The sequence below is a fragment of the Paenibacillus sp. 10L310 genome, assembly GCF_056395745.1.
Window position 1 is genome coordinate 362482 of the sequence record NZ_JBFTKC010000002.1, and the last position, 15201, is coordinate 377682.

A 15201-nucleotide genomic window follows, 5' to 3' on the forward strand; every position below is an offset into this window, starting at 1 on the left:
ATTCTCCTTTGTATTTCTATTATTGAATGCCTAGTTTCTCTTTGTTCAATTTCATCTTTTCACTGCGTACCTTCACAATCTCTTCCCAACGGTTCTCACCTAAAAATGACTTGTAAGAAGCCAGTGCATTGTCATACGAGGCATCATCCTTGGACCGTACCATACTGACCAGCGTTGTATTCCACTTCGTATTGATTGCTGACAACGCACGAGCTTCAGGTGTACCTTGATCCGGGCTAATATTCTCCAGAATAAAGTGTGGTTTCAGCTTGCCTTTGCCCCACTCCTGCATCTGTTTAATCGCTTCCGGAAAAGCATCTGCACTGAGTGCTTTGTGGCGGTCATGACCGAAGAACATAAACTCACCCATCCGATAATCCTTTTTGAATTGATCTGCGTTATTCAGTTGCATGTCTTTCACTGCTGGCAGCAATTCTACACTACCGTCGGCTTTGGTTTGGTAGGTTTCCCCTTCGATCCCGTAATTCATAAGCGTCTGTCCTTCTTCACTCAGCAAGTATGTGAATATCTGAATGGCCTTGGCCGGATCTTTACAGTCCTTGGAAATGAAATTGATCATCCACCCGGTTATTCCGGATTGATTCAATGTTGGTGCATTACCTTTGGTACTCTGCGGTCCATCGATAGCAACATATTCTTTGCCTGGATTGGCACTCATGTAGATTTGCAGGTTTCCTCCTTGTTGAGGTGTACCGTCAAGCAGCATGGTCGCATATTTACCGGACTTCACTTTTTCCTCAAAAGCGGTTCCATCATCGGCAAAACTGTCATCACTGATATTGCCGTCTCTATACACGGTGTTCAATGTTTTCAACCACGTGAGGTAATCTTCATCCAGATTACGATCATAGAATTCTCCATTCTCGTTCTCAAGCGGAACACCAATGAAGTCTTGCAACGTATCTCCGAGTGAACCCGTTCCTTCTCCTACGGCATTAAAGCCGAATGGAATCAGCGCAGGGAACTCTTGCTTAATTCGTTTCATCACATTCTGGAATTCTTCTGGCGTTCCAATGACCGGACTACCCAAAGCTTCGTACACATCTTTACGAATGATAAATGCCGTTTTGGCAGGAATGTTACCGCTATCATAATCATCTTGTGTATTGGAATAGTTCGGGTAACCATAGGTTTTGCCATCCGCCAATTGGAACCAGTTCAATGTATCGGCAGCCGCAACTTTATTGAAGTAAGGATCATATTTTTCCGCCAGATCGTTCAGCGGCATCGCCCAGGTTGCAGCTTTTTGTACCACAGGAGAATTGGAGTCAAATACGGTCAGCAAGTCAGGCATATCTCCACCTGCGAAAAAGGTGTTTAACTTGGTATCATCACCTGTGATGAATTTAATATTGATGTTCAGATCCTCTTTGATTTTCTTGGTAACAATGTCCTTGCCAAAATCGGTGTTCCACCAGTCCGCATTGACGTACCATGTCAGGTCGGTAGCCTCTTCCTTTTTATCCAACTGCCAAGCTGGCTTTTCCGGGTCAACCGTATAACGATCTTCAATGGAAACCCAGTTTCCTTCACTTGAGCCCCCAGATCCACCACTGCAACCTGTAATCATAAGTACGGCTGTGAGCAGTGTTGCGAGCAATTTAATCCCTTTTTTGCCTGATGCCTTATTCAACTTCAACATATTTTTGTTCCTCCTCAAAATAGGGTATTGGTTGCTCCTATTCCTTGACTGCTCCGAGCATCATTCCCGAGATAAAGTATCTCTGAACGATGGGATAGATCAGCACGATAGGTAGTGTCGTAATGACAATGGTGGCTAGCTGCACGCCTTTGGTCGTTGTTTCTATCACAGCCGAACCCCCGACATTTTGCATGGATTGTGTCTGGGACTGAACTATAATCTCATACAACATCATCTGAAGTGGATACAGTGACTGATCGGTAATGTATAACTTGGTTGTCATGAAGTCGTTCCATTGCCCCACCCCATTAAATAGCGCAATTGTAGCCATGGCAGGCATGGAGAGTGGAATGAAGATTTTCAGGAAAATATGCCAATCCCCTGCACCGTCAATCTTGGCCGATTCTTCCAGAGAATCCGGGACATTCCGGAAGAAATTCATCAGAATCACGACATCATAGAAGCTGAATAACGCCGGGATAATGTACACCCAGAAGCTGTTAAGCAGGCCAAGTGATTTGATTAACAGATACGTCGGGATCATGCCACCGGAGAAGAACATTGTAATAACACCCATGGCAACGTATAATTTACGGCCTCTTATGTACTTTTTGCTCAGACCGTAACCAACCATGGCACAAAAGAACACATGTGTAACAACGCCAATCGTTGTTTTGGACACCGATATGAAGAAGGCCTGCCAGATGCCCTGATCATTGAATACAGCTCTGTAATTCTCCAGCGAGAATTCCGGTGACCAGAAGATGAACCCACCTTCCGCCAACGATTTGCCTGAGCTAAAGGAAGAGATGATGACATTCCAGAGCGGAACCAGAATAACGATCGTACAGATGATTAACAAAATCATATTTAAGGTATCAAAGATCCGACTATCGAGATCTTCTTTTGCCACCTTTCCATTCACGCGGGATGCCTCCTTCTACAACACAGATTGATTATCGTTTAATTTGCTTGTGATTTTGTTTGCCGTGACGAGCAGAATGACAGAGATGATGGAGACACCCAAGCCAACGGCCGTTGCATATGAAAAGTCACCCTGAGACATCCCCATACGGTAGACGTACGAATTGATGACTTCCGCTTTATCGCGGTTCTGGGAGTTCATGAGAACCAGGGTCTGATCCAAATTTGACCCTAATAAACCGCTTACAGTTAAAATCAGATTTAGGCTTATGATTGATTTCATGTTGGGCAATGTGATATTCCAGATCTGTCTAAGACGGCTTGCACCATCAATTTTGGCAGCTTCATAATACGTTGGGTCAATCTTTGCCATGATCGCCAGATACAGAATCGTTCCCCAACCTGCTTCTTTCCAAATATCCGATAACGTAGCAATCCACCAATACTTGCCTGCATCCAGCAAGATGTTCTGCGGTTGCGAGATCACTCCCAGGCTAAGTAACAACTGATTAAATAACCCCGTTGTCGAAAACCAGGTGATCAGCATTCCCCCAAGTACGATCCAGGACAAAAAGTGAGGTAAATATGAAACCGTTTGCACAAACTTCTTGAATCGTCCGCTGTTTAACTCGTAGATCATGATTGCGAGAATGATCGGAATGACAAACCCGATACCTAATTTCAAAAAACTGATCCCCAGCGTATTCACAACTGCATCCCAGAAGTATTTATCTAATAAAATGATTCTGAAATTATCGAGCCCTACCCAAGGAGCGGTAGCAAGCGTATCAATGACCGTGTAATTTTTGAAGGCAATAGTCAAACCGTAAATCGGGATGTAACAGAAAATAATCATAAAGATAATGCCTGGGATAATCATCGATTGAATCTCCCATTGTCTCCGATAATCGACTATGAATTCTTTAATCCGTTGCCCGATGGGTTTCTTCCCATTGGGACTGATCGCATTTTTACCGGTTGAAGTCTCTACGGCTAATTTATCCACGTTTTTTTACTCCCCTCCATCATGCATACATGTTTATAAAAACGTTTTTATTTTTCGGCATAAAAATCCCCTTTGCTTTTATTTATGTAAAAAAAGACCGGAGAAGAAGCTGAGTCAACTTATGTACGGTAGTCTTTCCGGTCGATCTTCACATGGCTTGAACCTCTAACCACCAGCTCACCCGCCAATTTCTGTGCAGCCCCTTGTTCTTTCTCCTTGATCATACCCACCAGTTGATTGATTGCCAGGATACCCTGTCTTGCAATTTGATTTCTTACCGTTGTGAGTGGTGGAGAAAAATACTGTGCGATATCAATATCGTCAAAACCCACGACACTAACATCCTGAGGCACTTCAAAGCCCTCAGACTTCAACGCATGCATACAGCCAATTGCACTCAAGTCATTCCCTGCAAGAAATGCATCAGGCCGCTTGCCGGGGTGTAAATGAAGAAAAGATTTTATCGCACTATACGTGCTCTCCTCCTCAAAGTACCCTTGTATAATGTAATCTTCATCGATTGGAAGCTGGTACTCCCGCAAAGCAGCCAGATAGCCATCCCTACGCTGTACACTGTCAAACATCGTATCCACACCCGAAATATAAGCAATTTTCTTGTGCCCCAGCCCAATTAAATACTTGGTTGCTTCATAAGCCGCCACATACGAGTCAAAAATGACACTTCCCATCGTATCACTCTGATAGACCCGATCCAGAAAAACCGCCTTGATCTTGTCTTTCTCCATGGCGATAATATCTTGCTCATCAATCCGAAGCTCTTCGTAGATAATGACACCATCCACCCGCCGACCCAGAATATTACTCATAATAACGTGTTTATCCTTGGTCACAAATACATTCAAACCATACCCAAGACGATCACATTCGCGAGACATTGACTCAACCAGCTTATAGAAATACGGACCTGATACACTTGTGGTGAAAAAACCGAGCATTTTGGTTTGACCAGACTTCAATAGCTTGCCATTCAGATTGGGCACATAATTTAAACGCTCTGCCACCTTAAGAACATGTGATTTCGTCTCCGGGTTCAAGACATCCACACCATTCAAGGCGTTGGAGACCGTAGATATGGATACGCCCGCTTCCCTTGCTACATCTTTAATCGTTATCTTTGCCATAAGTTTTGTTCCTTTACTATAAAAACGTTTTTATAATGTTTAAATTATCATAAAACCGTGTTCATGGCAACACTTTAATTTGTGAGTTCAGGCATTATGTACTTTATTCATAGCTATATACCGCTGCGGGCGAAAAAAAACGGCTCATATATGAGCCGCCGTTCATGAAGCTTTAGCTTTCTATTCCTCATCTTGGATATACATGGCGTGAATCTGTTGCAGCTGCTCTTCCAGACGTTCCAAGCGAACAAAACGATCCGCTCGAATATATTCCTTCTGCTCCACAAGCATGATCATTGTTGGAACAGTAAAAATAAGAAACTTGGATGCAACCTCTTCCACTTCGTTAGCATTAATGTGACCGAGGTATATTGATGGATAAGGTTCCAGCAACGCCCTGATCTTGGGGAGTAAAGCGTGACATACACTGCACTCTGGACGAGATACATACAAAAAAACCAATTCATGTTGTTGAATAACTTCTTCAACCATTTCTATGGATGTTAACTCATGAATATCTTTCATAGAAACTCAACCCTTTCGATCATTCAATAGCTTGCTCATTTAAACTTTTTCTTTTCAAGTATAGCCTATGTGCGTTAGAATCAAATGGAATATATCCCCATATGAAAGAGGTTATGGTATGAAAAAATCATTCTTATTTCTGTTCACTACCCTGGTTGTTGTGACTTCCTTCTCGGCGTATACACCTGTGTCGAATGCCTCAGGCGATATTGGAGTCAGCTTATTGTCCGATCGTCAGCAAGGTACAGTAAAGTAGAACTTGTTCAGAAAGTAATAGGCGACAATTCGGATAACATCTGAATTAGTCGCCTGCTTTCATTTATTCTTATTGATTTTTATTTCCAATCTCTCTTCCGAAGATAAGATTCGAATACAAAAGTTCCAAACGGCAGTAGACCGGCGAGTCCACCCATTAACCAGCGTGTTATCTTCCACTTTTTGACCAGAGCCAAATGCACTAGTGCAATAAGATACAAAGGAAACAAAATACCATGAATCATGCCCATTACGGCTACAGCGGAAGAGATATCTGCAAAATATTTCAGAGGCATAGCAATAAAAATCAATAGAAGTAAGGATACACCCTCCCATATGCCCGCAATTCTGAATCGGCCTGTCACTGTCTTCATAAAGTCCATTCTCACCTTTCCCGCTAATCGTTTGTGAAATATGTAACTTGTAACATGATACAAAAAAGCTCACGCCACATCTCCTTACAGATATGTCGTTCTGAAGCTCATATTCAGTATAACGTATGACTCCGATTCGAAGATGCTTCAAATTTGAATAATTATTGAATCCATAAAACCAAACCAGATTCCCACATCAGGTCTTACGGATTCAAGTCGTCTCACGCTCAATCAGCTGGTATGTCAGCTGTTCGGTCTGCAACTCCATTTTACCCAATACGGCCCACAATTGATGGAAAGCCTGGGTGGCTTGCTCCGCAATCGGATTGTGTATGGTCGTGATTCCAAGCACACGGGAAAGCTCGATATCATCAAACCCCACAATGGCAAGTTGTTCCGGTACCTGAATTTTCCTTCTGCGTGCTTCACTAAGAATGCCGATGGCTGCATAATCATTTGAACATAATACGGCCTGTGGAAGTTCTGGCCCCTCAGCCATTCTTCCCATCGCTTCTTCGCCATCGGAGGAGCTAAATACGGAATATTGATATGCTTCAGTCCACACATGCAACCCTCTGCTCTTCATGAAAGATTCATAGGCTTCACGTCGGCTCTGGGTATTCAAACTTTCAGCCCTTCCAAATGCATTTGCAATTCGAGTGTATCCTCTTGATACCAGATGCTCCAGAGCTAACTTATACCCTTCTGCCTGATCCATCGCAACAGACGGAATCTCGTCATTTCCCATTCGCTGCCAGGAGACAATGGGCCCATACTCCATATAAGCTTTTAATTTCCGAGGATCATTAACACAAGCAATAATAACTAGCCCATCCACTCGTTTACTGCGCAGATCTTCGAAAGCCTGCAATTCAATCTCCGGATCTCCACGGGATGTATAGATAATCGTCTGAAACCCAAAATCCATGGCTGTATCAATGAATTGATTCATGAATGTAAGAATGATCTCACCTGTGGTAGAGGTCACAATTCCAATCTGCTTTGTTTGCCCTGTAGATAACGATATCGCATTCCGGTTGGGAATATAATTCAACTGTTTCATAATATCCGTTATGATCTGTCTTGCTTCATCACTAACATGCGGAGAATGATTAATCACGCGTGATACTGTCGCTTTTGAGTAACCTGATCGCTTCATAATTTCATCAAACTTGGACATCGGAGGCTCCCTTCTTGCTAACGAACTATATAAGTTCAACTAAGGTTATTTACACTGGCACTTCGATGACAGAACAACCTTCCGATCGCTGTTATCCCCAGATTTTTTGATTCCCATATCTAAACGGGAAAATCCGGGGATAAAGGCGACCGCTTCGCTTCTTCTGGTTATTTCTGTCCTCTCCGTTTTCGTGTAAATTTTAGTTGAACTTATTTAGAATAATAGTATGCCTTAATTTGGGGTCAAAAGTAAAACTTGACGTGTAACCCGTTACAACGTTTAAGCTTTTTTTATGTCATATATGAACAACCTCTTAATATCAATTTGATGAATGGAGCGATACACATGAGCAACTCTCAAAATCATACTTATCAATTCCCGGAAAATTTCCTGTGGGGTGGCGCAATTGCAGCCAACCAGGCTGAAGGTGCATACAATCAAGGTGGCAAAGGATTATCTACTCAGGATGTAGCTCCCAAAGGCATCATGGGGCCAATCACGGAAGAACCAACCGAAGATAACATGAAACTGATCGGTATCGATCTGTATCATCGCTACAAAGAAGATGTGAAACTGTTTGCCGAGATGGGCTTCAAGGTATTCCGTACTTCCATCGCCTGGTCCCGGATTTTCCCAAAAGGGGACGAGCTGGAACCAAATGAAGAAGGTCTTCAATTCTACGATGATCTGTTTGACGAGTGTCACAAATACGGGATCGAACCACTCGTTACGCTATCCCACTATGAGACACCTCTTCACTTGTCCAAAGAATACGACGGTTGGGTTAACCGAAAAATGGTTGGATTCTATGAGCGTTATGTAACTGCCGTATTTAAACGTTATAAAAACAAAGTAAAATACTGGCTTACTTTTAACGAAATCAATTCGATTCTTGAAGCACCCTTCATGAGCGGTGGTATCTATACACCTAAGGAGAAGCTTAGCAAGCAAGATCTGTATCAAGCGATCCATCATGAGTTTGTAGCCAGTGCTTCCGCTGTGAAGCTCTGTCATGAGATCATTCCTACGGCACAGATTGGTTGTATGATGCTCAGTATGCCTACCTACCCGCTGACACCGAATCCAGACGATATGATCAAAGTCATGGAATTCGAACACAGCAACTATTTCTTCGGTGATGTACACGTAAGAGGTCGCTACCCTGGTTATATGAAACGTTACTTCCGTGAAAATGGAATCGAGATTCAGATGGAAGCTGGCGACGAGGAAATGTTGCTGAATACGGTAGACTTTATCTCTTTCAGTTATTACATGAGTATCTGTCAGACAGCAGACCCGGAGAAACAAATCGCAGGTGAAGGTAACCTTCTTGGGGGTGTACCTAACCCTTATCTGCCAGCAAGTGAATGGGGATGGCAGATTGACCCGCAAGGATTGCGTTATGTGCTTAACATGTTCTATGACCGTTATCAAAAACCACTGTTTATTGTAGAAAATGGTCTTGGTGCTGTTGATGAATTGATCACGGATGCGGACGGCGAGAAAACAGTTGAAGATGATTACCGAATCCAATATCTGAATGATCATCTGGTTCAGGTTGGCGAAGCCATTGAAGATGGCGTTGAAATTATGGGTTATACTTCATGGGGTTGCATTGATGTTGTCAGTGCGTCTTCTGCCCAGTTGAAAAAACGTTATGGCTATATCTATGTGGATCGTCATGACGATGGATCAGGAACACTCGAACGTTATCGCAAGAAATCCTTCCATTGGTACAAAGAAGTGATCAGCAGTAACGGGAAAAGTTTGCAGCGTTAAGGCTTTTAAGCAAATGTAACAGATACATTCTTCTATCCCCCAGACATATCACATGAAAGAGTGTCGGTTATACGGTAGCTTGGCATGTTTTCTGTCTGGGGGATTTTATTTTTTCAAAAAGAAACACCCGATGATACACATCGGGCATTCTTATTAGCTACGATCACACGTTGTTCACTATTTATTCTTCACTAGATGTTCTTCACTACATCCCTACTGTACTTGGTTTTGTCTTCTTCTGTTATCTTGCGAATGACCCTGCAAGGATTACCCGCAGCAATCACACCAGACGGTATATTCTTGGTCACTATGCTCCCTGCGCCGATGATCGTATTATCTCCAATCGTCACACCGGCAAGAACTGTCACACCGCCACCGATCCACACATTATTGCCCACCGTGATGGGTCCAACGATCTCCAGACCTTCATTGCGCTGCTCAACATCATAAGGGTGGCCTGCTGTATAAAATCCGCAATTGGGAGCAACAAAAACGTTATCTCCAAAACTGATTTTGCCTCCATCCAGCATGACAATATTATGATTGCTATAGAAGTTCTCACCAATTTCAATATTATAGCCGTAATCACATACAAATGGCTGTTCAATCAGGAAACGATCCGTCGTTTTCCCCAGCAGTTTCTTGATTAACGCTTCTCTTTCATTGATCTTGGCTGGATGAAGCTGGTTATAATCGTAACAAAGTCCTTTGGCATGTAAACGCTCTTCAATTAACTCTTGATCATAATTGGCGTTATACAAGAGCCCCAATTGAGATTTCTCTTTTTCAGTCATCATTTCGTAAGCACTTCCCATCTTCTATCTAAAATAATTTAAAGCTCTATCTCTCTAATGATTCTAGCAGGATTACCGCCCACGATCATATTATCGGGAACATCCTTTGTAACCACAGACCCGGAAGCAATGACCACGTTGTCTCCAATGATAACCCCCGGATTAATGACGGCTCTACCACCAATCCATACATTATTGCCAATCGTGACTGGCTTGCCATATTCCGCACCCGTATTGCGTTCATGCGGATGGAGTGGATGAGTAGCCGTATAGATATGTACATCTGGTCCCATTAAGCAATGGTCTCCAATACGAACTTCACACACATCTAATATCGTACAGTTAAAATTGCTATAAAAATGATTGCCTACATGAATGTTATATCCATAATCCACATGAATATTAGGTTCCATGCCCAGGTGTTCACCTGTAGATCCCAACAATTCCTTCAATAACTTGGTGCGAAGCTCACCATCCGTTTCCGTCGTTTGATTGAACGTCCGCGTCATTTTCCTTGCATACTCTCTGTCCTCAGACAATTGAAGATCCGAAGCCATGTACAGCTCGCCATCCAGCATTTTTTGTTTTTCCGTCTTCGTAGTCATGATCACCGCTCCCTCATTACACATCATGTAATTCAACATTAAATAATACTTTTAAAAACTCTTTTAATTATATAGATTAGTATGAATAAAGCAAGTTTTGCTCGATATGAAAATGGTTTATTCTACTGACGCGTACTCTAGCGAAACAGCAAAAAAACCTCTACACCCATTAGACTATGGGAATGCAGAGGTTCAAGCTTTTTGTCTAATTTCTTTATTCTAAGCAACCGCCTGAACGGTTTTTTCCTTAACGCTAATGGCATAGATGGCAGTCACCAAACCAAGCAGAATCAGAAAAGAACCAACCCATCCGGTGTTCAGAATCGATGAATGATCGATCACCATGCCGCCGATATAGGTACCCAGTGCAATACCTGCATGTGCAATACCTGAGTTGGTGCTGATTAGCGTTTCGGCTGTTTCCGGCGAAGTTTTGATAATGAGACTATTCTGCACAGGCGTAACGGTCCAACTCAGTGCACTCCAGATGCTTAACAACAGCAAGAAGGCGATCAAAGGCAAACCCACACTGAACGGAATGACAGCCATACTCACGATAAAGGGAATCAGCACAATGATAATGGCTTTAGCAGGATGCAGACGATCGGATAACATGCCACCTATGCCTCCACCTGCAACAGCGGCGATCCCAAACATCATATAGATAAAGGTAACCATCGTTGCGCTGGCACCCAGCGTTTCTTGCAAGAATGGCGTGAAATACGCATATAAAGTCAAATGACCCGCAAGCACAAGCAAAGTCGTAGCATGGATTGCCAACATTTTTGGATTCCACAGAGCCGTAAGCTGTTTCTTCAGGGATACTGCAGGAATAGGCTGCACACGGTCCATCGCAATCCAGATGGCCACCATAACCACTGCGGTCAGAATAGCGATCAACATAAACACCTCACGCCAGCCTGCCAGGTTACCTACAAAGATTCCAAGAGGTACACCCAGGATAAGTGATGCACTACCTCCCATAGTAATGATCCCCACGGCGCGTCCTTTATATTGTGGTTCCACAATGCGAGCTGCAAGGGTCAGGGAGAGCACAAAAATAAGTGAACCCGTTGCAGCTCCGAGTGCTCTGCCCGCCATCAGCATATAAAAACTGGAACTAAATGCAGAGATCAGATTACTGATCAGAAAAACAAACAGCGTACACATATATACCTTTTTACGCTCGAATCTGGCCGTCATATTTAATAAAATCGGTGCAGACAACGCATAGACAAGTGAGAAAATAGAGATTAAATACCCGGCTTTCGCCAGGGAAAGATGAAGATCCGTAGCAATCAGGTCCAGAATTCCGCCCAAGATCAGTTCAACCGTTCCGACCACAAATGCTGCGATAGCAAGCACATATACTTTCTTATTCATTTTTTGAATCCTCCTCTAAAAGTTACAACTACGATAGTAACCCATAAGAATGAAAGTTTCAATAGCTATTTTCATGATTGTTTTCAAACAAAGATATAACAAAAAAACTATCCTCCAAGAGAATAGTTTTAATAGATTAATCTGGTGAGCAGTTTCTCGATTTCAGCATCCTGTAACAGTTGGTCACCGTATTTTTTAGTAATTTGAGTAAGCGCAACATCATGGTAGAAATAATCAGTCATCGCTTTGACAATCGGTTTGGACATCGTCTTGATCGCTCGCCATGAATCGTGCTCTACACCAGCAAACAGCAAATACGCATGATCCACAATAAGCAGCTGTGAAGGTTCTGGCGCATCAAGCAATGGAATCAACGAGTATATCCGGTTTAAGGATGTCTCCATTCCCCCAACGGCAAGCACTTCAACGTACACGCCCTGCTTTTCCTTCTGCTCCAGCAGTTCACGATATTTCTCCATTCGCTCATTCCACGCCAGAAAAAGAATCGATGAATCTGCTTCTTCGATAAGCTGTTCTATATTCGACGCGATGGATGACTCATCTTTTAACGTCCAGATATGTTCATCGGTGAATGTACGTTTGATTTTGTAACTTTTCAATTCCTCAATATCTTTCTCAAAATCAGCCTTGATCTTATGAATAATAGACTGAAGATCCACAGCCATATATAGTTTTTTCTTCCCATCCATCGTTGTCAGCACCGTTCCCTTGTCGATCAGGCGATTAAGTACTTCATAGATTTTGGCTTTGGGAACGTTGGAGTAATTTACAATCGATGTGGCATCAAGCGGTTCATCCTGCGCGAATATAGCCTCGTATACCTGACTTTCATATTGTGTAAACCCGAATTTCTGCAACATGGTTTGGATCGGCGCATCCCTTCTTAGTGTGTCTGGTCTATCTAGTTTAGACGCATGAACTTCCCATGTCCAGTTTATTCCACGTGGCTATGTCCGATCCCAAAAGCGCTGCTGGGTCATCGCTTGAATGAATTGCTCTGCAAACGCCGCAGGCTGCTGTTCCACAATGACGCCAGGTTTGCCTATAATGCCGACCGGCTGGATCACCGCTGCACCCGTCGGTGTAGCACCGATCGGTTTGAAATGATTGTACGTTTCGATCGCATAGGATCGGGTGTATTTCTGAACATAATCGTTTTCCTGCTGTCCTCCAACAATGAACAGACCATCATATACCAAGGGCGAGCCGGTCAAAAAGCTGTCGTCCACCTTGAGCTCCACATTCCCCGTTCCACGCACCACACCCTGTCTTTCATGTACAATGACCGGTTGAAGTCCCGCTCCCTTAAGCTCTTCCAAAATGTATTGTGTGCTCGGGCCATCGAACCCTTCCCCAACAATCACTCCGACACGCAATGTCTTGGGAGAAAACACCGTATTTGCCATGCTGAGCGCAGGTGACGACTTCGTCACTGGAGATTCAGGGACGTTAGGTACATTGACTCCGAGTTCCACGGCCAGAATAGTCGCCAGCTCCGTGCTGATATGACCTAACATATTGACAACCTGCTGACGAATGGAAACATCCTTTACCTTCCCAAGTTCAAACGTGAGTGCTTGAATAATATGGCTTCTCTCCAAGCCTGTCATGCTATTCCAGAATAGACGTGCTTGCGAGAAATGATCCAGGAAGCTGGGTGCCGTTTTCCGTTCTTTAAGACCTTGCACTGGGGAAGGATATGTCACAAATCCCCCTTTTGTTCCCGGCACAGTATAAGGTGAGTTATTGGCAAGCGAATTGTCATGATAGGCGACTCTCCCCTGATCAATGGTATAGCGAGAGGCTCCATCTCTCTGGTTGTTATGTACAGGGCATATCGGACGATTGATCGGCAGTTCCTGATAATTTGTGCCAACCCTCGCCAATTGAGTATCCGTGTAAGAAAACAGTCGCCCTTGAAGCAACGGATCATTGCTAAAGTCAATGCCACGTACGATGTTCCCTGGATGGAAAGCAACTTGTTCCGTTTCAGCAAATACATTTTCGACATTGCGGTTAATCGTCATTTTGCCAATGATTCGCACCGGAATGTCTTCTTCAGGCCATAATTTCGTTGCATCCAAAATATCAAAATCAAACTTGAATTCATCCGCTTCCTCCAAAACTTGTATTCCGAGTTCAAACTCGGCAAAATTGCCCGCATTGATGTTCTCCCACAGATCCCTGCGATGAAAGTCCGGATCAGCACCTCCTAGCTTTTGAGCTTCATCCCACACAAAAGAATGCATGCCAAGTACGGGCCTCCAATGAAATTTCACGAATCTGGATTTGCCTTCATTGTTCACCAGTCGGAAGGTATGTACTCCAAATCCCTGCATCATTCGAAAACTCCGTGGTATCGTGCGATCCGACATAATCCACATGACCATAGCAGCCGACTCCTGGTTATTCGCAATGAAATCCCAGAAGGTGTCGTGTGCAGTAGAGCCCTGTGGAATTTCATTGTTAGGTTCCGGCTTTACCGCATGAATCAAATCCGGGAACTTAACTCCGTCCTGAATGAAAAAAACAGGTATATTGTTGCCAACCAAGTCAAAATTGCCTTCCTCAGTATAAAACTTCACGGCGAACCCACGTACATCCCGATTCGTCTCGTTAACCCCTTTGGAACCAGCAACTTCGGAAAAACGCACAAACAGCGGTGTTTTCACTCCTGGATTCTGAAGAAAATGAGCCATCGTTAACTCTTCAAGTGATTCATATAACTCAAATTCACCGTAAGCTCCATATCCGCGAGCATGCACAACTCTCTCCGGGATGCGTTCCCGGTCAAAGTGAGACAGTTTCTCACGCATCAGAAAATCTTCAAGCAGCGTGGGTCCACGATCCCCCGCTTTTAGCGAGTTGCTGTCATCTGATATTTTAACCCCTTCGTTGGAAGACATCTCTTTGCCTTTATTATCCCGAAGAAAGGTATTTCTTTGCTCAATCTTTTTATTCTCATCCATAGGTTCCTTGCTCATCCCAATCACCTCCAGAATATATGTATGGGATTGAAAATGCATTTATGAGTATCTGTTATACCTATGAATTGTTGTGAATTCCACAGGCACTAGATATAAATGGAAGGTGTTAACCCCATTTATTGCTCATGACGTCTTTTGTCTAGCACCTTCTACATCACATTGTCATTTACTATAGAGAATCTAATAGAAAAGAGATGATTAGTATGGCTCGTGTCAATGCTGTTCCGCAACCGGATCTGGTATTAATCTATTGGTCAAGAAATCCCCTCGTCCCTGGTTCTGCGCGCAGAATCCAAAGTGTGCGCGTGATTGGTAATACGTCTCCATGTACATTCACACTGGTTCCCGGTGCACGGCTAATCAATGCACTGAACTGTTTGCTGGACAATGATATTGGATTCAAAGTGGTCTATCGCCATAAAACGTCGGCAATCAGTGGCGTTCTGTTATTAAAACGCAGATAATCAGACCCAAAGAAATGGTGCCTTCCTTTAGGAGAGTACCATTTTTTCGTTCTTTGATCATCAATGGACAGATTTCGAACGCCAAAAAACCGCGATATA

Annotated in this window: 15 protein-coding genes; 3 read left to right on the forward strand and 12 right to left on the reverse strand. The window is 43.4% G+C overall.

Annotation, left to right across the window (positions count from 1 at the left end):
- Positions 1–19 precede the first annotated feature (19 nt).
- From AC1DE7_RS07190 to AC1DE7_RS07210, 5 genes are all read right to left on the reverse strand, one after another.
- Positions 20–1663: a type 2 periplasmic-binding domain-containing protein gene (locus AC1DE7_RS07190; RefSeq protein WP_477534021.1), complete on the reverse strand. Its 1644-nt coding sequence runs from the start codon at positions 1661–1663 to the stop codon at positions 20–22.
- A 37-nt stretch (positions 1664–1700) separates the two neighbouring features.
- Positions 1701–2588: a carbohydrate ABC transporter permease gene (locus tag AC1DE7_RS07195; RefSeq protein WP_477534022.1), complete on the reverse strand. Its 888-nt coding sequence runs from the start codon at positions 2586–2588 to the stop codon at positions 1701–1703.
- A gap of 15 nt (positions 2589–2603) precedes the next feature.
- Positions 2604–3593, reverse strand: coding sequence for an ABC transporter permease (locus AC1DE7_RS07200; protein ID WP_477534023.1), 990 nt, complete (start codon positions 3591–3593; stop codon positions 2604–2606).
- A gap of 119 nt (positions 3594–3712) precedes the next feature.
- On the reverse strand, positions 3713–4735 hold the full coding sequence (locus AC1DE7_RS07205) for a LacI family DNA-binding transcriptional regulator (protein ID WP_076330992.1): 1023 nt from the start codon (positions 4733–4735) through the stop codon (positions 3713–3715).
- 180 nt (positions 4736–4915) lie between these two features.
- Positions 4916–5260, reverse strand: a complete 345-nt coding sequence (locus AC1DE7_RS07210; RefSeq protein ID WP_477534024.1) for a thioredoxin family protein — start codon at positions 5258–5260, stop codon at positions 4916–4918.
- A gap of 118 nt (positions 5261–5378) precedes the next feature.
- Between AC1DE7_RS07210 and AC1DE7_RS07215 the strand changes: the two genes are divergently transcribed.
- Positions 5379–5516: a hypothetical protein gene (locus AC1DE7_RS07215; protein ID WP_179086465.1), complete on the forward strand. Its 138-nt coding sequence runs from the start codon at positions 5379–5381 to the stop codon at positions 5514–5516.
- Positions 5517–5595: 79 nt separating this feature from the next.
- On the opposite strand, the gene AC1DE7_RS07220 is transcribed toward AC1DE7_RS07215, so the two are convergent.
- Positions 5596–5889 carry a DUF3817 domain-containing protein gene (locus AC1DE7_RS07220; protein ID WP_036608336.1) on the reverse strand — a complete coding sequence of 98 codons (294 nt, stop codon included), beginning with the start codon at positions 5887–5889 and terminating at the stop codon, positions 5596–5598.
- A gap of 211 nt (positions 5890–6100) precedes the next feature.
- Complete coding sequence (locus AC1DE7_RS07225; protein WP_477534025.1) at positions 6101–7069, reverse strand: LacI family DNA-binding transcriptional regulator; 969 nt, start codon at positions 7067–7069, stop codon at positions 6101–6103.
- A gap of 345 nt (positions 7070–7414) precedes the next feature.
- Between AC1DE7_RS07225 and AC1DE7_RS07230 the strand changes: the two genes are divergently transcribed.
- Positions 7415–8848 carry a glycoside hydrolase family 1 protein gene (locus AC1DE7_RS07230; RefSeq protein ID WP_340032893.1) on the forward strand — a complete coding sequence of 478 codons (1434 nt, stop codon included), beginning with the start codon at positions 7415–7417 and terminating at the stop codon, positions 8846–8848.
- 191 nt (positions 8849–9039) lie between these two features.
- Here the strand turns inward: AC1DE7_RS07230 and AC1DE7_RS07235 are convergent, their stop codons facing one another.
- From AC1DE7_RS07235 to AC1DE7_RS07255, 5 genes are all read right to left on the reverse strand, one after another.
- The gene (locus AC1DE7_RS07235) at positions 9040–9642 is read right to left on the reverse strand and encodes a sugar O-acetyltransferase (protein WP_477534173.1); all 603 of its coding nucleotides are present in this window, start codon (positions 9640–9642) and stop codon (positions 9040–9042) included.
- Positions 9643–9680: 38 nt separating this feature from the next.
- On the reverse strand, positions 9681–10247 hold the full coding sequence (locus AC1DE7_RS07240; protein WP_477534026.1) for a sugar O-acetyltransferase: 567 nt from the start codon (positions 10245–10247) through the stop codon (positions 9681–9683).
- Between the two features lie 219 nt (positions 10248–10466).
- On the reverse strand, positions 10467–11630 hold the full coding sequence (locus tag AC1DE7_RS07245) for an MFS transporter (RefSeq protein WP_127545822.1): 1164 nt from the start codon (positions 11628–11630) through the stop codon (positions 10467–10469).
- A 128-nt stretch (positions 11631–11758) separates the two neighbouring features.
- Positions 11759–12511: a TrmB family transcriptional regulator gene (locus tag AC1DE7_RS07250; RefSeq protein WP_036670754.1), complete on the reverse strand. Its 753-nt coding sequence runs from the start codon at positions 12509–12511 to the stop codon at positions 11759–11761.
- An 87-nt stretch (positions 12512–12598) separates the two neighbouring features.
- On the reverse strand, positions 12599–14635 hold the full coding sequence (locus AC1DE7_RS07255; RefSeq protein ID WP_370511403.1) for a catalase: 2037 nt from the start codon (positions 14633–14635) through the stop codon (positions 12599–12601).
- 206 nt (positions 14636–14841) lie between these two features.
- Here AC1DE7_RS07255 and AC1DE7_RS07260 point away from each other — a divergent pair, with 206 nt between their 5' ends.
- A complete protein-coding gene (locus AC1DE7_RS07260; protein WP_074094912.1) occupies positions 14842–15102 on the forward strand; it encodes a hypothetical protein in 261 nt (86 codons plus the stop codon).
- Positions 15103–15201: the final 99 nt, after the last annotated feature.